Raw genomic sequence first — 18,360 nt, 5'->3', positions numbered from 1 at the left:
CCCCGCCGGTAGGGTGAGCGGGTGACCGCGAACACCGAACGTCCCGCGCCCGATCTGTACACGACCGCGGGGAAGATCGCGGACCTCAGGAACCGCTACCACGAGGCCGTCACGGCCAGTGGCGAGGCGGCGATCGAGAAGCAGCACGCCAAGGGCAAGATGACCGCACGGGAGCGGATCGACACCCTCCTCGACTCGGGCTCGTTCGTCGAGCTGGACGAGTTCGTGCGCCACCGCACCCACGCCTTCGGCATGGAGAAGAAGCGCCCCTACGGCGACGCCGTCGTCACCGGGACCGGCACCATCCACGGCCGCCAGGTCGCCGTGTACTCGCAGGACTTCACGATCTTCGGCGGCTCGCTCGGCGAGGTGGCCGGCGAGAAGATCATCAAGGTGATGGACCTCGCCCTGAAGACCGGCGTCCCGATCATCGGCATCCTCGACTCCGGCGGAGCACGGATCCAGGAGGGCGTGGTCGCCCTCGGCAAGTACGGCGAGATCTTCCGCCGCAACACCGCGGCGAGCGGCGTGATCCCCCAGATCTCGATCATCTGCGGCCCGGCCGCGGGAGGCGCGGTCTACTCCCCCGCCCTGACCGACTTCGTGATCATGGTCGACAAGACCAGCCAGATGTTCGTCACCGGGCCCGACGTGATCAAGACCGTCACCGGCGAGGACGTCGGCATGGAGGAGCTCGGCGGTGCGCTGACCCACAACAAGATCTCGGGCGTCTCGCACTACCTCGCGAGCGACGAGAACGACGCGCTCGACTACGCGCGAACGCTCCTCTCCTTCCTCCCGGACAACAACCTGTCGCCGGTCCCCGTCTTCGAGACCGAGGTCGACCTCGAGACGACCGACGCGGACCGCTTCCTCGACACGGTCATCCCGGACAGCCCGAACCAGCCGTACGACATGCGCGCCGTCATCGAGCACATCGTCGACGAGGGCGACTTCCTCGAGGTGCAGCCGCTGTTCGCGCCGAACATCGTGATCGGCTTCGGCCGCGTCGAGGGCCGCTCCGTCGGCATCATCGCGAACCAGCCGAGCGCCATGGCGGGCACGCTGAACATCGAGGCGGGCGAGAAGGCGTCCCGCTTCGTCCGCTTCTGCGACGCGTTCTCGCTGCCGATCCTGACCCTGGTCGACGTCCCGGGCTACCTGCCCGGCACCGACCAGGAGTGGACCGGCGTCATCCGCCGCGGCGCGAAGCTGCTCTACGCCTACGCCGAGGCGACCGTGCCGCTGGTCACGGTCATCCTGCGCAAGGCCTACGGCGGCGCGTACATCGTGATGGGGTCCAAGCAGCTGGGAGCCGACATCAACCTCGCGTGGCCGACCGCCGAGATCGCCGTCATGGGCGGCCAGGGCGCGGTGAACATCCTCTACCGCAACGAGATCCGCAAGGCGGAGGAGGCCGGCGAGGACGTCGCAGCCGTCCGGACGCGCCTGGCGAACGAGTACACCTACAACGTCGCGAGCCCGTTCCTCGCGGCCGAGCGCGGCGAGCTCGACGGCGTGATCGAGCCCTCGGCGACGCGTGTCTCCGTCATCAAGGCGCTGCGTGCGCTGCGCACCAAGCGCGCCAACCTGCCCGCGAAGAAGCACGGCAACATCCCGCTCTGACCCGGCTCGCTCGGACGCCGCGGCAGGAGACGGGAGACCGTCCGTGCCGCGGCGTTCCGCTGCGCCCACCTCCTCACGGGGCGGAGGGGCGGAACGATCAGTCGGAGGAGCCGGGGCCGGTCCGTCGGGCAGCGGACTCCGCGGGAGCATCGGGCCGCACGACGGGAGCGGCCGGCTCCGCGGCCGGAGCACCCGGCTCCCCTGTCGCGGAATCGGGCTCCGCTTCCCGGGCATCCGCCCTCGCAGCCGGAGCACCCGCCTTCACCCCAGGACCGTCCGGCTCGGCAGTCGGAGCACCCGCCTTCGCCGCAGGAGCGCCTGCCCTGGCGGCCGGAGCATCCGGCTTCGCCGCGGACGCCTCGGACGGCTTCTCCTCCGGCTTCGCCCCGACCACCCGCGCGAACGCCAGCGCCTGCGCGGCGGAGAGGTCGGGCAGATAGGCGCGACCCAGCGCGGCTCCGATCCGGGGCAGCTGCAGCGCGTCGGGGTAGCTCATCCAGAGGCCCGCGTAGCGCGGGTGGAACTTGGCCTTGAAGCGGAACAGCGACGTGAAGCCGTAGGCCGGCTCGAGCGTCCGCGAGAGGAACTCGAGCAGGCGCGAGAGGACCGTCGGCTCCGGAGGCTCCTCCCCCTCCTCGACCGGTGCGGTGGCGAGCGGTGCGCCCGAGAGCGAGAGGAACTCGGCGCCCTCCTCCTTGACGCGCAGCGCCGCGGAGGCGATGAGGAACTCCATGATGCCGGGCATCGAGTCGTCGGAGCGGCGCATGAAGTCGAGGGTCCAGCCGACCACGCGCCCCTCCCGGTGCACGGGCAGCCAGCTCGTCACCCCCTGCAGCACGCCGTCCGGTCCGACCGCGAGCAGGAGGGCGACGTCGGGATCGCGGACCTCGTCGATCCCACCGAGGGTGAAGCCCATCTCGGGCAGCGCCTTCTCGGCGACCCAGCGCTCCGACAGGTCGACGATCTGGTTGGCCATGCCGAGGGAGAGCTCGGGCCAGCTGGTCCACTGCGCCTCGATGCCCAGCTTGATGCCGCGCGTGAGCGGGTAGCGCACCTTCTGCCACCGCTTGCCGGTGAGCTCGAAGGAGGAGAGCTCGATGATCGTCTCCTCGCCGACCGAGAGGCGCGACCAGCCGAGCCGGTCGAAGACGGGGAGCAGCTCGTCGTGGATGCTGTAGAAGACGGGCGTCCAGCTGCGCTCGTCGCAGAAACGCACGAACTCGGCCACGACGTCCTCCCGCCGCTCGGGAGCGCAGGCCGGGTCGGAGAGGGTGATCGCCACGCCGCCGATCACCCGGTAGGCGACTCCGCCGGTCCCGTCGGCCGAGATCCAGTGCGCGTTGCCCTCCCAGGTCCCCTGATGGCCGAGGCTGCCGGCGCCGTGCAGGGACAGGAGCGCGCGGTACCGCGCCTCGTCGCCGCGGTTCCGCTGCACGTCGGTGGCCCGGAGCAGGGCGACCACCGCGACGACGACCACGAGCCAGAACACCGGGCCGACCCACTCGAAGACGATCCGCGCGACGGGCTCCCGCGGCACGGCGAGCAGTCCGGCGCCGCCGAGGAAGCTCACCGGGACGAAGCGCAGCAGCCCGTCCAGGAGGAGCCTCCCGAGGCCCAGGAGCGGCTCGAAGCTCGTGCGCACGCCGGCCGAGAGCGCCAGGTAGCCGCCGAGGGACACGACGAAGGCGATGGCGACGACCCGCGTCCAGAGCCTCGCAGCGGCACGGGGCGCGCGGATGCGGAAGTGCCTCCTCCCGATCACGAGCATCGCCACGACGGCCAGCGGCACCAGCACCGTCGTCGCCACCCAGAGCAGGTACTCGGCGTAGTACAGGAACTCGGGGTGACGGGCGGCGCGCTGGAGGGAGAAGACCTCCAGGATCGCGATCGCGATGTTCACCCCGACCGCCAGCAGCAGGCCCAGGCGGCGCCCGGAGCGCAGGCCGTAGGCGGCGACGAGCAGGAGGAGGAGCGGGACGAACGTCAGCAGGATCGGCCCGGGGGCGACCAGGCTCAGCTTCACGTGGTGCGCGCAGTGCCGGAGGGCGCGGCTGCACGGGTCCTCGAGGTCCGTCGTCCCCGTGAAGGCGCTCTGCAGCAGTCGGCCGAGGAACGAGAACGGACCGTAGCCCGAGTCCGAGAGGACGGCGACGAGCGGACCGATCGCGGTGACGACGACGACCGCCGCCAGCAGCCCCCGGGACTCGCGGTGCGAGCTCGGCGCCGGACGCTGCGGACGCAGCCCCGCCGCTCCCCGCGCGAGCACCGCGCCGAGCACGAGCCCCGCGCCGCCCGCGAGGAGCCGGTACGCGTCGGCGGAGTCGCCCGCGTAGAGAACGAACATCAGCACGACGGCGAAGACGGTCACCCGGAGCCGGCGACGCCACAGAGCGCCCATGAAGGCGGTCGAGGCGATGAGGGCGCCGACCGCGCCGATCAGCGGGTCGAAGGTGTGGTCGCCGACGGTGTCGCCCGCCCACCACTCGCCGGCGAGAGCGCCGATCGACTGCACGGAGGACCCGACGACGATCCCGACGGCGCCGGTCACGAGGAAGGCGAGGAGGGTGCGGGCCGAGCCGAGGCGGCGCTCCGCGGCGAGGAGCATCGGGAGCACCAGCACGACGTCCAGGAGCAGCTGCAGCGGGTCCGCCGCGATCAGGAGGGCGGTCACCGCCGTCCACGGACGGCCGTCGAGGGTCGTCATCGGGCCCGCCGCCCACCAGGCCGTCGTCTCGGCTCCCGCGGGGGCGACGAGCGTCCCCGTGATCGCGCTCGCGGCCAGGAGGACCAGGACGACCGAGACGGCCGCAGGCGACCTCCGGACCAGCAGACGCAGGGGGCGCAGCGCCGCGGCACCGCTCCTCGGGAACCACGTCGGCATGCGGGGACGCTCCTGTTCGCAACGGACGGACGACGCTCCGGCGGCATCCGGCGTCAGCATAGCCATGCCCCGCCGACCGGCGCCGTGAACGGCATGCGATAGCGTCACGGGATGACCGCCTCCGACTCCGCACCCGCCGTCGTCATCTCCACCCCCGGCCTCGACGCCGCCGAGATCGCCGCCGTCACGGCCGTCGTCACCGCACTGACCTCGCGCACCGAGGCCGAGCCGGAGACCCCGCAGGAGCTCAGCGGCGGCTGGAACGACCGCGCCGCGGCGGTCCGCGGGCCGCTCCGGCCGGCACCCGGAGCGTGGCGCTCCTTCTCGGGCTGAGCGGACTCGCAGACGCAGTCCGTCGGGGAACGAGCGATCCGCGACGCGGAACGTGAAATTTGTCCCCCGATTAGTCCCCTAAAGTGCTGACTATGCGCCTCCTGGCGGAGCGAGCACACTAGTGGACGTACGGTGCTCCTCCTTCGGAAGGGGCACCGCCAATCACTCGCCGACCAGGGTAAGCAGGCGGGTGTGTTGGGGGCGAGTGAGGGTAATATTCGGGTTGTTACCCTCACTCGGGGTTTGACGGCGGGCCGGGCCCCCTCTTCGGAGGAGTGGACGGCCCGCCGCACTCCGTTAACGGGCTTTCGTCCTGACGCGCTCTGCGCTCAACGGGCTCTGCCCATGACGGCTCTACTCACGCTCGTGCCGCGCCGACGATCGGTCCGCTCCAAGAGACCGGGCGCGCCGAGACCTGAGCCGTGCTGAGAGCCGGAGCGTCCCGCCCGCGGCACCGATCCGACATCCGCACGCCCTCCGGGGCGGGTCGCCGCCGGTCGCTGCGCATGCGGACGGCCGCGCCGTCCCGCGCGCGCTCCGCCGCTCAGACGTCCCGTCCGCCGACGCCGTCGCGCCGGATCTCGACCCAGGCGTCGACCTCGTCCCCCGCGTCGTCGGAGCCGAGGGCGCCCGCGCTGCCGTCGCCGGCCGTCCGCAGGCCCACCACTGTGACCGCCGAGGCCGAGTCGGCCGACGCGGTGCGCACCACCACGCGGTCGACCTCCTCGCGGATCCCGCTCAGAGCCTGGGCGAGCTCCCCCAGCACCCGTCGGCTCTCGCCCTCGGAGGTGCGGTCGAGGCCGCCGTCGTCGAGCACCGACACGGTCACGCCCCGCCGCCGCGCGTCGAGCACGAGACGCCGCACCTCGTCGTCCAGCAGCCGCCGGCCGCGGATCTCGTCGCGCACGGCCGCCTCGAGCAGCCGGCACTCGCGCCGCTCCTCGTCGGTGAGGCCCGGTCCCGGCTCGGCGATGCGCAGCAGCATGTCGGCGGCGAGGGCGCGCGTCTGCTCCAGCCGGACCTCGCGCTCCGTGAGGTGCGCCTCCTCCGCGGCCCGCCACGACGCGGCCGCGCGCTCGGCCGCCTCGAGCACGCGCGCCTCGGAGCCCGCGCGCCCGAGCTCGACGATGAGCAGCTGCGCGATCGCGACCCAGGCGATCCCCCCGACGACGCCGAGAGTGGCCAGCGCGGCCGGGCCGGCCCAGAACACGGTGTGCACGATCAGGAAGCCGACGCCGACCCAGGCGCAGGCCGCGCGCCGGCGGGCGCACACGATCGTCATGAGGGTGCCGACCGCGGCGATGTACCAGGTGGAGTAGCCGTTGGAGGCGCCCGGATCGAGCGACGGCGCGACCAGCAGCGGCAGCGCGACGGCGACCGCGGTCATCCCGACCGCGACGGGCAGGGCGAGCCGGGTCGTCGCTCCCGGCCAGAGGGCGACGACGGTCGCCGCGACGTACAGCGCGACCGCGACGAGGTCTGCCGGCGTGGCCGGGGAGATGCGGAAGGAGAAGAAGGCGAGCACCACGTGGTACAGCGAGAAGCCGGCGCCGAGCGCCTGGAGCAGGGGGCGCGGGTAGGCGATCACGGCCCTCCTCCCGCGTCCGCCCGCCAGGAGAGGACGACTCGGGTGCCCTCGCCCGGAGTCGAGTCGACCCGCGCCGATCCCCGCGCGTTGTGCACCCGCTCGAGGATGGAGAGCCGGATGCCCAGCCGCTCGCGCGGGACGTCGGCGAGCCGGAAGCCGCGTCCGTCGTCCTCCACCACGACCTCCACCGCGCCGTCGCCCAGCAGCCCGTGCACGGCGCGGTGGACGCTGCCGCTCGGACCCGCGTGCTGGACGCTGTTGGCGAGCGCCTGCCAGACCGCGCCGAGCAGCGCCTCGGCCACCGGGCGCGGCAGCGTCGTCGCGCGCGGATCCACTCCGTCGGCCGTCGCGACTGCGATCTCGGTCCCGAAGGTGGACGCCGCGTGGGCGAGCTGGCGCTGCAGGAGCTCGAGCGGGACCAGCCCCTCGGGCGGCTCCGGCTCGTGGTCGGGCAGCAGCACGGCGAGGGTGCGCTGCGCCATCGAGGAGACCAGCGCGCGCTCGGCCGGCGACTCGGCTGAGGCGGCGGAGAGCAGCGTCGCGAGCACGTTGTCGTGCACCAGGGCGTCGACCTCGACCCGCTCCACCTCGCCGGCGTGCTGGCGCATCGCCGCCTCGTACTGCTCCATGGCCGTCGTCTGCGCACGGTCGATCTCGTCGGCCGACTGCCGGAGCACGGTGATCAGCACCAGCATCACGAAGCCGACGATGCCCACGTAGGCGGCGTCGAGGATCGCGCGGGTCGGCTCCGCCCCGCCGCCGGAGGGGAGGACGCGCAGCAGCCCGAACAGCACGGTCGTCACCGACACGTACGCGATCGCGATCCGGAGGGGAGCGGCGATCGTGCAGAAGGCGGTGCCGATGGTCAGCAGGTACCAGATCCACGGGGTCTCGCGGTCCGCGCCCCCGGTGGAGACGGCGGCCGGCCAGGTCAGGAGGGCGATGAGGACACCGACGGCGACCAGGACCGCCGTGATCCGCGTGCCCCGCCGCAGCACGGCGGTGACCACGGCGGCGGTGAGCGATCCGAAGACCAGCACCAGCACCGGCCAGGCCACCTCGGGGCGCAGGAGGGGCAGCTGCGCGAGGATCGGCGGGACGGTCTGCACGCCGAAGCCGAAGCCGAAGAACGACACGACCGTGCTGATGATCCGGTCGATGCGCTCGCGCCCGGCGTTGCGGCGGGCGATCGGCGCCTCAGCGCCCGCCATCGCCGTCGTCCGGGTCGATGCCCGGCAGGATGCCGTCCTCCACCGCGCGCCGCAGCAGATCGACCTTCGTCGGGGCGGGACGGCCGATCTCGACGTACTTGTCGCGGATCCGGTCGAGGTACTCCTTCGCCGTCGACACCGAGATCTGCAGCCGGTCGGCCACCAGCTTCAGCGGCAGCCCCGAGGCGTAGAGGTGCAGGACGTCGCGCTCGCGACGGCCGAGCACGGCCCGCGCGAAGTCGTCGTCGGCGTCGATGGCCGAGGCCCACTCCAGATTGTTGAGGACCTCGCCGCGGGCGACCGTGCGGATGGCGGCGACGACCGTCGACATGGGCGAGGACTTCGGGATGACGCCGGCCGCTCCCGCGGCGAGCGCCTCCCGCACGGCCACGACGCGGTCCGCGATGCTGTGGACGAGGACGGCGGAGCCGCGCACCTGCCCCCACTTGACGTTGCTGGTGATGCTCGAGCCGTCGTTCAGGGACAGGTCGAGGACGAGCACCTCGATCTCCGCGCCGCCGATCGTGCTCTCGAGGGCCTGGACGGTCTCGGCGGCGGCGACCACCTGCATCCCCGCGCTCTCGACGGCGGCGGCCACGCCCAGGCGCACCGACTCGTGGTCGTCCACGATCGCCACGCGCACGCGCGGGGCCTCGGCTGCGTCGACGTGGGGCTCCATCCCGCCCATGGTACGCAGACGCGGGCCCGCGGTCAGTCCTCTCGGCGGACCAGTCGCGCAACGGCCTCCACGTGGGAGGTGTGCGGGAAGAGGTCGAAGCCCTCGAGGCGCTCCAGCTCGTAGCCCGCCCCGGTCAGGGCGCCCACGTCGCGGGCGAGCGCGACCGGGTCGCAGGCGACGTAGACGAGCTGCGCCGGCCGCAGCTCCGCCAGAGCGTCGGTGACCGCTCGGCCGGCGCCCGAGCGCGGCGGGTCGAGGACCACGGTCGCCGCGCGCCACCGCGCCCGCTCGCGCGCATCGGCCTGGGCGACGACGTCGCGGAGGTAGCGGTCGACGCGGGCGGTCACCGCGCGGGCGCCGACCTGGTCGGCCAGGTTCTCGAGCGCGTGCTCGGTGGCGCGGGAGTCGCTCTCGACGCTGGTCACGCGCACTCCGGCGCCGAGGCGGTCGGCCAGCGCCGCGGCGAGCAGGCCCACCCCTCCGTAGAGGTCGTGGTTGGCGGCCGACGGGTCCGCCGCATCCGCGTCGACGGCGGCCTGCACGGCCTCGAAGAGCGCGGCGGCGGCTCCGCGGTGCACCTGCCAGAAGCCGGTGCGGTCGACCCGGAAGGTGCGGTCGGCGACGAACTCGCTCACCACCGTGCGGTCGCGGCGGGCGCGCTTGTCGGAGGGGTCGTGCACGAGCACCGCGGCCCCCTCGGACCCGGCCGCGTCGACGAGGTCGACCACCGAGCCGGGAGCGAGGCGCTCGCCGAGCGGTGCGGCCAGGGAGGAGTCGGCGGTCGCGAGGGGCAGCGACTCCACGGTGACGACGTGGTGGCTGCGTGCCGCGTAGGGGCCGACCCGTCCGTCGTCGTCGACGTGGAGGCGGTTCCGCGTGCGCCAGCCGAGGCCGCCGGACGCGTCGTCCCCGCCGATCGGCGAGACCTCCACCTCGACCTCGCGACGGGCGAAGCGGGAGAAGGAGTCGACGAGCACGAGGCGCTTCAGCTCGCGCTGGTAGGCCAGGTCGGCGTGGCCGAGCTCGGCGCCGCCGACGCGCTCCCCCGGGCGGCGGTCGAGGGCGGCCTCGGGCCAGACGTGCTCCACCCGGTGCTCGGACGCCTCGAGCACCTCGAGCGCCTCGGCACGCCAGAAGCTGTCGTGCCGGACCTCGCTGATCCGCGCCCGCACGCGCTCGCCGGGGAGGACGTCCGGGACGAAGACGACGCGGCCCTCGTGCCGGGCGACGAACACGCCGCCGTGGGCGACGTTGCTAATGTCGAGCTCGATCTCGGTCCCGAGTGCGTCGTCGGCCCCGTCGGGGCGGGCGGATGCTCGGGACGGGGTCTGTGCCATCCGTCGAGCATCCCACAGCGTGGGCCCGGCCGCAGGGAGCCCTCGTGCGCCTCTACCTCGCCTCCACCTCCCCCGCGCGCCTCGCGCTGCTGCGGGCCTCCGGGATCGAGCCCGTCGTCGTCCCCTCCGAGGTGGACGAGCCCGCGGCCGTCGCCCGGGCCGAGCAGGAGCGGGGCGCGGCGCTGGACGCGGACGCCACCGTCTCGCTGCTCGCCCGCGCCAAGGCGCACGCCGTCCTGCGCCCGGACATCGACGGTCTGGTGCTCGGCGGCGACTCCGCGTTCGTCCTCGACGGCGTCGTCCACGGCAAGCCGCACGAGCCCGAGCGGGCCCGGGAGCGCTGGCGCGCCCAGCGCGGACGCACCGGCCGCCTCCACTCCGGCCACTGGCTCGTCGACCACCGCGGCGGGAGGATCGTCGCCGAGGCCGGAGCGGTCACCTCCGCCGCCGTCACGTTCGCCGACGACATCGACGACGCCGAGATCGACGCCTACGTCGCCACCGGCGAGCCCCTCGAGGTGGCCGGCGCCTTCACCATCGACGGCCGCGGCGCCGGCTTCATCACCGCGATCGAGGGCGACCCCTCGACGGTGATCGGGATGTCGGTGCCGACCTTCCGCACTCTGGTGCGGAGCCTCGGCGTCGACTGGACCGCGCTCTGGAACCGCTGAGGCCCGTCCCGCCCTTGTGAGGAACCGACGAAGGCCCTCCGCTTCTTTGTGGTGAGCCGCGCCGGGCCGGGCGGAGCCGCCCCCTAGGGTTGGGGACCATGCCGAAGATTACGAAGGTGCTCGTCGCCAACCGGGGCGAGATCGCCGTCCGAGTCATCCGCGCCGCCCGCGACAGCGGGATCGCCTCCGTGGCCGTCTACGCCGACCAGGACCGCGACGCCGTGCACAGCCGCCTCGCCGACGAGGCCTACGCCCTCGGCGGGACGACCAGCGCCGAGACCTACCTCGTCATCGACAAGCTGCTCTCGGTGGCGCGCCGCTCCGGTGCCGACGCCGTGCACCCCGGCTACGGCTTCCTCGCCGAGAACGCCGACTTCGCCCGCGCCGTCATCGACGCCGGCCTGATCTGGATCGGCCCCGGCCCCGAGGCCATCGAGCGCCTCGGCGACAAGGTCTCGGCCCGCCACGTCGCCGAGAAGGTCGGCGCGCCGCTCGCCCCGGGAACCCTCAACCCCGTCTCCGGCGCCGCCGAGGTGCTCGAGTTCGTGGACCAGTACGGCCTCCCCGTCGCGATCAAGGCGGCCTTCGGCGGCGGCGGTCGCGGCCTCAAGGTCGCCCGCGAGCGCGACGAGGTCGAGGAGCTGTTCGCCTCCGCCACGCGCGAGGCCGTCGCCGCCTTCGGCCGCGGCGAGTGCTTCGTCGAGAAGTACCTCGACCAGCCGCGCCACGTCGAGACCCAGTGCCTGGCCGACGCGCACGGCAACGTCGTCGTGGTCTCCACCCGCGACTGCTCCCTCCAGCGCCGCCACCAGAAGCTCGTCGAGGAGGCGCCCGCGCCGTTCCTGACGGACGCGCAGAACACCGAGCTCTACCGCGCCTCGAAGGCGATCCTGCAGGAGGTCGGCTACCTCGGCGCCGGAACCTGCGAGTTCCTGATCGGCAAGGACGGCACGGTGTCCTTCCTCGAGGTGAACACCCGCCTCCAGGTCGAGCACCCCGTGTCGGAGGAGATCACCGGCATCGACCTCGTGCGCGAGCAGTTCCGCCTCGCCGAGGGCGGCGTGCTCGACTACGACGACCCGGCGCCCCGCGGCCACTCCTTCGAGTTCCGCATCAACGGCGAGGACGCGGGCCGCGGCTTCCTCCCCGCTCCGGGCCCGGTGCACGTCTTCAAGGCCCCCGGCGGACCCGGCGTCCGCGTCGACTCAGGCGTCGTCGCCGGGGACGTGATCTCCGGCTCCTTCGACTCGCTCCTCGCGAAGCTGATCGTCACCGGCGACAGCCGCGAGCAGGCGCTGGAGCGCTCGCGCCGCGCCCTCGCCGAGTTCGAGGTCACCGGGCTGCCGACCGTCCTCCCCTTCCACCGCGCGATCGTCGAGGACCCGGCCTTCGCCCCCGAGGGCGGCGCGCCCTTCACGATCTACACCCGCTGGATCGAGACCGAGTTCGAGAACACGATCCCGGCCTGGAGCGGCGAGCCCGGAGCGACCGACGAGCCGGCGGCCCGCCGGAACGTGGTCGTCGAGGTCGACGGGCGCCGCGTCGAGGTCACGCTCCCCGGCGACCTGGTCGGCTCGGGACCCGCCCGCGGGGCCGCTGCCGCCTCCCCGAAGCGCCGCGGCTCCTCCTCCGTCAGCACCGTCACGGGCGACTCCGTCGCCTCGCCCATGCAGGCCACCATCGTCAAGGTCGCCGTCGCCGAGGGCGACACGGTCGTCACCGGCGACCTGGTCGTCGTCCTCGAGGCGATGAAGATGGAGCAGCCGCTCACCGCCCACAAGGACGGCGTCGTGAAGGGCCTCGACGCGACGGCCGGAGCGACCGTCCCCGCGGGACACGTGCTCCTCCAGATCGTCTGAGCTTGTTCCGGGCCGCTCCCCGCGCGGCCCGGCGCGGTCGGCTCCTCGACGTGAGGGATACCGCAGAGCGGGTCGTGTCGCGCTGCCGTGAATCGCTTCGCACGCGATTCCCGGTCGCGCGCTCTGCCGATGAAAGGCCGCTCCCCGCGCGGTCCGGCGCGGTCGGCTCCTCGACGTGAGGGGTACCGCCGAGCGGGTCGCGTCGCGCTGCCGTCAATCGCTTCGCACGCGATTCCCGGTCGCGCGCTCTGCCGATGAAGGGCCGCACCCCGCGCGGCCCGGTGGAGGGGCGCGTCAGGTGACGATGTGCATGGCGCGCGCGGCGTCCGAGATCGAGCCGGTGAGGCTCGGGTAGACGGTGAAGGCCCGCGCGACCTGGTCGACGGTCAGGCGGTGCTCCACGGCGAGGGCGAGCGGGAAGATCAGCTCACTCGCCTTCGGAGCGACGATGACGCCTCCGATGACGGTGCCGGAGCCGGTGCGCGCGAACAGCTTCACGAAGCCGTCGCGGATGCCCATCATCTTCGCCCGCGGGTTCGCGGCGAGCGGGAGCTTGTAGATCTCGCCCTGCGCGATGCCCTCCTCGATCTCGCGCTGGCTCCACCCGACGGTCGCGATCTCGGGCTGCGTGAAGATGTTCGCCGCGACGTTGCGCACCTCGGTCGGGTTCACGGCGTCGCCCATGGCGTGGAACACGCCGGTGCGGCCCTGCATGGCGGCGACGGAGGCGAGCGGGAGGAACGTGGTGCAGTCCCCGGCCGCGTAGATCGAGGGGACGCTGGTGCGGGCGACGCGGTTGACGCGGATGTGCCCCGACTCCGTCAGCTGCACCCCCGCGTCCTCGAGGCCGATGCCCGCCGTGTTCGGCACGGAGCCGACGGCCATCAGGCAGTGCGAGCCCTCGACGACGCGTCCGTCCGAGAGCACGGCCTGCACGCCCTTCTCGGTCCGCTCGACGCGGTCGGCGCGCGACTTCGAGAGCACGACCATGCCGTTGCGCTTGAAGACGTTCTCGATCACCGCGGCCGCGTCGGCGTCCTCGCCGGGCAGCACCTGGTCGCGGGAGGAGATGAGGGTCACGCGGGCGCCGAGCGCACGGTAGGCGGAGGCGAACTCCGCGCCGGTCACGCCGGAGCCCACCACGATCAGGTGCTCGGGGACGGACTTGAGGTTGTAGAGCTGGGTCCAGCTGAGGATGCGCTCGCCGTCGGGAGCCGCGGTCGGGAGCACGCGCGGGCTGGCGCCCACCGAGACCACGATCGTGTCCGCCTCGATGCGGTCGAAGTCCATGCCCTCGCCGCCGGCAGCCGTCGAGACGATCAGGGCGTTCGAGCCGTCCAGGCGCCCGTCCCCCTGGACGATGCGCACGCCGTGGTGCACCAGGTTCGCGCGCATGTCCTCGGACTGCTGGCGCGCGAGGCCGAGCAGGCGCTTGTTCACCGTCGCCAGGTTGACCGCCACGTCCGGGCGCACCGGCTTGTTCTGCTCCGAGCGGGTGAAGAACTGCACGCCCAGGTCGGCGGCCTCGCCGATGGCGTTGGTGGCCTCCGCCGTCGCGATGAGCGACTTCGACGGGACGACGTCGGTGATGACGGCCGAGCCGCCCACTCCGACCCGCTCGACCAGGGTGACCTCGGCGCCGAGCTGCGCTCCCGCGATGGCGGCTTCGTAGCCGCCCGGCCCCCCTCCGAGTACAGCGATCCTCTGCGCGCGCTCGAACTCGTAAGCCATGCTTTCCATTGTCCTCTCTCACTGAGTGTTCGCCCAATCGCGGGGTGTCGGATCGGCCGCGGGAGTCGCCCTCCGCCGCCGCGCAGCCCGTCGGTAGGGTGGGAGGATGTCCGACCAGACCCTGCACCCCCTCGACGCCCCCGACGCCGATCCCTTCGAGATCGCGGCCCGCGCGGCCGCTCAGATCGCCGAGGCGACAGGGGTCGAGAAGCACGACATCGCCCTCACCCTCGGCAGCGGCTGGGGCAAGGCCGCCGACGCGATCGGCGAGACGACCGCGACGGTGGAGGCCACCGAGATCCTCGGCTTCTCCAAGCCGGCCGTGCACGGGCACGGCGGCACCCTGCGCTCCGTCCTGCTCCCCACCGGCAGGCGCGCGCTGATCATCGGCGCCCGCACCCACTACTACGAGGGCTACGGCGTGCGCCGCGTCGCGCACAGCGTCCGCACCGCCGCCGCGACGGGCGCGACGGTGATGATCCTCACCAACGGCGCGGGCGGCATCAAGGAGCACTGGACGCCCGGGACCCCCGTGCTGATCAGCGACCACATCAACCTCACCGCCGACTCGCCGCTCGAGGGCGCGACCTTCGTCGACCTCACCGACCTCTACTCCTCGCGCCTGCGCGACCTCGCCCGCGGGACGCGTCCTGAGCTGGACGAGGGCGTGTACGTGCAGTTCCGCGGGCCGCACTACGAGAGCCCGGCCGAGGTGCAGATGGCGAAGATCATCGGCGGCCACATCGTCGGCATGTCGACCGCCCTCGAGGCCATCGCCGCGCGCGAGGCGGGCATGGAGGTGCTGGGCATGTCGCTCATCACGAACCTCGCCGCCGGCATCCAGAAGACCCCCCTCAGCCACGAGGAGGTGCTCGAGGCCGGCCGCGACGCCGAGGACGACCTCGCCCGCCTGCTCGCCGGGATCACGGGCGCACTGTGAACGCCGACGTCCGGGAGCTCGCCGAGGCCTGGCTCGCCCAGGACCCCGACCCGGAGACGCGGGAGGAGCTGGTCGGCCTGCTGACCGCCTCCGACTCGGGCGACGCCTCCGCCCGCGCCGAGCTCGAGGACCGCTTCGGCGCCCGCCTGGCGTTCGGCACCGCGGGCCTGCGCGGCGCCATCGCGGCGGGATCCAACCGGATGAACCGCGTGCTGGTCTCGCAGGCCGCCGTCGGCCTCGCCGACTTCCTGCTGGCGCAGGGCGTCCAGCGGCCCGTGGTCGTGATCGGCTACGACGGCCGGAAGAATTCGCGCGTCTTCGCCGAGGACTCCGCCGCGCTGATGGCGGGCGCCGGCGTGGACGCGGTGCTGCTGCCCCGGCTCCTGCCCACCCCCGTGCTGGCCTTCGCCGTGCGCCACCTCGGCGCCGACGCCGGAGTGATGGTCACGGCGAGCCACAACCCGCCGCAGGACAACGGCTACAAGGTGTACCTCGGCGGCGCCGACGAGGGCTCGCAGATCGTGCCGCCGGTCGACTCCGAGATCGCCGAGCGGATCCTCGCGGTCGCGCGGGACCGGCGCGTTCCGGAGCTGCCGCGCGGCGAGTACCGGCTCGCGGACGAGTCCGTGGTCGCCGCCTACATCGAGGCGACGGCCGCCGTCGGCCGCCAGTCCGCTCCGCTGCGCGTCGTCTACACGGCGATGCACGGGGTCGGCTGGGAGACGGCGCACCGGGTGCTCTCCGCGGCGGGATTCGACGAGCCGGCCGTCGTGGTCGAGCAGATCGAGCCCGACGCGGCGTTCCCCACGGTCGCGTTCCCCAACCCGGAGGAGGCGGGCGCCCTCGACCTCGCATTCTCGACCGCGCGCTCCGGTCGCGCGCAGCTGATCGTGGCCAACGACCCGGACGCCGACCGCTTCGCCGCCGCCGTGCCCGACGCCTCCGCCCCGGAGGGCTTCCGGCGCCTCACCGGCAACGAGGTCGGAGCGCTGCTCGGCTGGCGCGCCGCCGAGCAGGCCCGCCGCGAGGGCCGCACCGGAGGAGCCCTCGCCTGCTCGATCGTGTCCTCCCCCGCCCTCGGTGCCGTGGCGGCCGACTACGGCCTCGACTTCGCCGAGACGCTCACGGGCTTCAAGTGGATCTCGCGCGTCCCCGACCTCGTCTTCGGCTACGAGGAGGCACTCGGCTACCTGGTGAACCCCGGGACGGTCCGCGACAAGGACGGCGTCTCGGCCGCGCTCGCCTTCCTCTCCCTCGCGAGCGCGCTCGCCGCCGAGGAGCGCACGATCGACGACGAGCTGGAGTCGTTCGCCGAGCGGTTCGGGCTCTTCGGATCGGAGCAGATCTCGCTCCGCGTCACCGACCTCTCCGAGATCGGCCGGATCATGGCCGGACTGCGCGCGACGCCTCCGACCGCGATCGGCGGGCTCGCCGTCGAGCGGAGCGAGGACCTGCTCGCCGAGGGCGGCGCGCTGCCCCCGACCGACGCGCTCCGCTTCTCCCTGGACGGTGCCCGTCTCATCGCGCGCCCGAGCGGCACGGAGCCGAAGGTCAAGCTCTACCTCGACGCCTGGTCGCACGACTCCGACGCCGACGCCCGCCGGTCGGCCGTCTCGTCCCGCCTCGCCGCCCTGCGCACCGGCGCCGCGGAGCTCCTCGCGTAGGTCCCCCTCCGGTCAGCGGGGCGCGCGGACACCGATCCGCTCGCCCCGCTTCCAGAGCCACTCCACCGGACCGAGCTCGAACCGGCGCAGCCACAGGTGCGCCGCGAGCACGACGACCGCCGCGATGAGCAGGAACGCTCCGACGGTCGCCGGGACGCGCCACTGCGCGGCGGTCACCGCCAGCCCGAGTCCCCAGCCGTAGAAGAGGGCGCCGCCGAGCAGGTTCTGCAGGAGGTAGGCGCTCAGGGCGACCCGGCCGACCTCCCGCGCCCGGCGTGCCGCCCAGCCCTCGGCGCCCCGGCGGAGGCAGGCCTCGGCGAGGGCCGCGAGCAGGCCGAGCCCGACCAGGGGCGCGACGAGGTAGCGCTCGGCGAGCAGACCGGCGGCGCTCCCCCCGACGCCCAGCGCGAGGTCGACGGGGAGGGCGAGGGCGCCGAGGACCATCATGCGACGGCGGAGTGACGCGCCCTCGGCGGCGAGGACCCCCGCCCGATGGAGGCGCGCGCCGAGGAGGAACATCGCGAGGCTGAGGAGCCCGATGAGCACCGGCTCCGCACGGAAGACGCCCGCGTTCTGCAACCGGAAGGCGGCGAGACCGAGGAACGACGCGTCCGCGTAGGGGCTCCGGCCGGTCGGCCCCTGTCCGGCACCGTCCGGGCTCGCCGCCACGAGCGCCACGAGCGCCGAGATCAGGACGACGTGCAGAGCGCCGCAGACGAGGATCACGCGGCGCTGCGTCGTCGGCCGGGTGAGCAGCAGCCAGGCGACGACCGCTCCGGTGACGGCGTATCCCATGAGGACGTCGAACTCCGCGATCAGCACGTAGTTGACCGGGCCGTCCAGGAGGAGGAGCGTCGCGCGCCAGAGGTAGCGGCCCGGCCAGCGCGTCCCGCGCCGAACCGCGGACGCGTGCTGGATCGCGAGGCCCACCCCGAAGGCGAGGGAGAGGAGGGCGAGGAACTTGCCCTGCGCCAGCGCCATCAGCAGGAGCTGCGCAGTCCCGGCGGAGGAGGAGGTCTCCGGCGTCACCGGGACGGAGAGCAGTCCGAGCATCCCCCAGGGGTGGGAGAAGATCCAGATGTTCGTGCCGAGGGTCCCGATGATCGCGACACCGCGGACGACGTCCAGGGTCGCGATGCGGCGGCCGGCTCCGGCACGGGGCGGCAATACGGTCGTATTGGTCATGTCCGAGAGCGTAGCCTGCTCGAGCAGTCGAACGAGAGGGACGCCATGCCGGATCGGCGCGAGAGCAGGAGCGACATCCTCTCGGCGGTCGTCGCCGTCCTCTCGACCCGCGGGGCGGAGCACCTCAGCATCCGCACCGTCGCGGCCGAGGCCGGCGTCTCGGTGGGGGCCGTCCAGCACCACTTCCCGACGAAGCAGGCGCTGCTGGCCGGCGCGATGGCCCGGGTCGAGGAGCGCTTCCGCGAGCGGATGCGGAGCCGCCTGGAGGCCGAATCCTCGGCCGAGGTGCGGCTGCGCGTCTTCTGCGACGAGATCGCGTGCGTCGCGGACGAGGACGTGCCCGACGCGATCGTGTGGACCGCCTTCGCCTCCCGCGCCGGCACCGATCCGGAGATCCGCGCGATCCACACCGCCGGCTGGTCGCGCACGGAGGACGTCGTCCTGGAGCTGCTGCGCGCCGCGCATCCCGCGGCGTCGTTCGGCGCCGACGACGCCGCGCTTCTCCTCGCAGTCCTCGACGGCATCGCGGTCTCCCGAGCGGCCGAGCGGCCCGCCCGCCTCTCCGTCGTCACGCTGGCCGAGCCCGTCGCCTTCGGGCACAGCACCAACGACCCGGTGTCGGTCGTCATCGGGATCGCCGCCACCCAGGCGCACG

General features: G+C 73.6%; 14 protein-coding genes. 7 read left to right on the top strand and 7 right to left on the bottom strand.

Annotated elements, in window-relative coordinates; translation table 11 throughout:
• Positions 1 to 21 precede the first annotated feature (21 nt).
• Positions 22 to 1,626, top strand: coding sequence for an acyl-CoA carboxylase subunit beta (locus C5D04_RS02035; RefSeq protein WP_104347145.1), 1,605 nt, complete (start codon positions 22 to 24; stop codon positions 1,624 to 1,626).
• Between the two features lie 97 nt (positions 1,627 to 1,723).
• On the opposite strand, the gene C5D04_RS02030 is transcribed toward C5D04_RS02035, so the two are convergent.
• On the bottom strand, positions 1,724 to 4,507 hold the full coding sequence (locus tag C5D04_RS02030; RefSeq protein ID WP_181137660.1) for a bifunctional lysylphosphatidylglycerol flippase/synthetase MprF: 2,784 nt from the start codon (positions 4,505 to 4,507) through the stop codon (positions 1,724 to 1,726).
• Positions 4,508 to 4,618: 111 nt separating this feature from the next.
• On the opposite strand from C5D04_RS02030, the gene C5D04_RS02025 reads away from it, so the two are divergent.
• Positions 4,619 to 4,840, top strand: coding sequence for an acyl-CoA carboxylase subunit epsilon (locus C5D04_RS02025; RefSeq protein ID WP_104223166.1), 222 nt, complete (start codon positions 4,619 to 4,621; stop codon positions 4,838 to 4,840).
• Between the two features lie 544 nt (positions 4,841 to 5,384).
• Here C5D04_RS02025 and C5D04_RS02020 read toward each other — a convergent pair.
• From C5D04_RS02020 to C5D04_RS02005, 4 genes are read right to left on the bottom strand one after another with little or no spacing between them, the layout of a single operon-like run.
• A complete protein-coding gene (locus C5D04_RS02020) occupies positions 5,385 to 6,428 on the bottom strand; it encodes a hypothetical protein (protein WP_104225461.1) in 1,044 nt (347 codons plus the stop codon).
• Positions 6,425 to 7,639 (bottom strand): sensor histidine kinase, encoded by a 1,215-nt coding sequence (locus C5D04_RS02015; RefSeq protein ID WP_104249486.1) that lies wholly within the window; start codon positions 7,637 to 7,639, stop codon positions 6,425 to 6,427. Before C5D04_RS02015 ends, C5D04_RS02020 begins: the two co-directional genes overlap by 4 nt.
• On the bottom strand, positions 7,626 to 8,327 hold the full coding sequence (locus C5D04_RS02010; protein WP_104347143.1) for a response regulator transcription factor: 702 nt from the start codon (positions 8,325 to 8,327) through the stop codon (positions 7,626 to 7,628). Before C5D04_RS02010 ends, C5D04_RS02015 begins: the two co-directional genes overlap by 14 nt.
• 23 nt (positions 8,328 to 8,350) lie before the next feature.
• Positions 8,351 to 9,655 (bottom strand): class I SAM-dependent RNA methyltransferase, encoded by a 1,305-nt coding sequence (locus C5D04_RS02005; protein WP_146080877.1) that lies wholly within the window; start codon positions 9,653 to 9,655, stop codon positions 8,351 to 8,353.
• 44 nt (positions 9,656 to 9,699) lie between these two features.
• Here C5D04_RS02005 and C5D04_RS02000 point away from each other — a divergent pair, with 44 nt between their 5' ends.
• Positions 9,700 to 10,326 (top strand): nucleoside triphosphate pyrophosphatase, encoded by a 627-nt coding sequence (locus C5D04_RS02000; RefSeq protein ID WP_181137659.1) that lies wholly within the window; start codon positions 9,700 to 9,702, stop codon positions 10,324 to 10,326.
• A 98-nt stretch (positions 10,327 to 10,424) separates the two neighbouring features.
• Positions 10,425 to 12,185 carry a biotin carboxylase N-terminal domain-containing protein gene (locus C5D04_RS01995; RefSeq protein WP_104223170.1) on the top strand — a complete coding sequence of 587 codons (1,761 nt, stop codon included), beginning with the start codon at positions 10,425 to 10,427 and terminating at the stop codon, positions 12,183 to 12,185.
• Positions 12,186 to 12,479: 294 nt separating this feature from the next.
• Here C5D04_RS01995 and C5D04_RS01990 read toward each other — a convergent pair whose 3' ends face one another.
• Positions 12,480 to 13,916: an NAD(P)H-quinone dehydrogenase gene (locus C5D04_RS01990; RefSeq protein ID WP_104223171.1), complete on the bottom strand. Its 1,437-nt coding sequence runs from the start codon at positions 13,914 to 13,916 to the stop codon at positions 12,480 to 12,482.
• A 106-nt stretch (positions 13,917 to 14,022) separates the two neighbouring features.
• Here C5D04_RS01990 and C5D04_RS01985 point away from each other — a divergent pair, with 106 nt between their 5' ends.
• Both C5D04_RS01985 and C5D04_RS01980 read left to right on the top strand, forming a co-directional pair.
• Positions 14,023 to 14,856 carry a purine-nucleoside phosphorylase gene (locus C5D04_RS01985; RefSeq protein WP_104238027.1) on the top strand — a complete coding sequence of 278 codons (834 nt, stop codon included), beginning with the start codon at positions 14,023 to 14,025 and terminating at the stop codon, positions 14,854 to 14,856.
• Positions 14,853 to 16,520 carry a phospho-sugar mutase gene (locus tag C5D04_RS01980; protein WP_104347141.1) on the top strand — a complete coding sequence of 556 codons (1,668 nt, stop codon included), beginning with the start codon at positions 14,853 to 14,855 and terminating at the stop codon, positions 16,518 to 16,520. The genes C5D04_RS01985 and C5D04_RS01980 overlap by 4 nt, the downstream gene beginning before the upstream one ends.
• Before the next feature lie 12 nt (positions 16,521 to 16,532).
• On the opposite strand, the gene C5D04_RS01975 is transcribed toward C5D04_RS01980, so the two are convergent.
• Positions 16,533 to 17,705 (bottom strand): DUF418 domain-containing protein, encoded by a 1,173-nt coding sequence (locus C5D04_RS01975; protein WP_104347140.1) that lies wholly within the window; start codon positions 17,703 to 17,705, stop codon positions 16,533 to 16,535.
• A gap of 45 nt (positions 17,706 to 17,750) precedes the next feature.
• Here C5D04_RS01975 and C5D04_RS01970 point away from each other — a divergent pair.
• A partial coding sequence (locus C5D04_RS01970) for a TetR/AcrR family transcriptional regulator (protein ID WP_104347139.1) occupies positions 17,751 to 18,360 on the top strand: 610 nt, incomplete at its 3' end.

The sequence above is a fragment of the Rathayibacter sp. AY1D2 genome, from assembly GCF_002932695.1.
Taxonomy (GTDB): domain Bacteria; phylum Actinomycetota; class Actinomycetes; order Actinomycetales; family Microbacteriaceae; genus Rathayibacter.
Note: the sequence above shows the minus strand (reverse complement) of the source record. Positions and strands in the feature narration are given on the sequence as shown.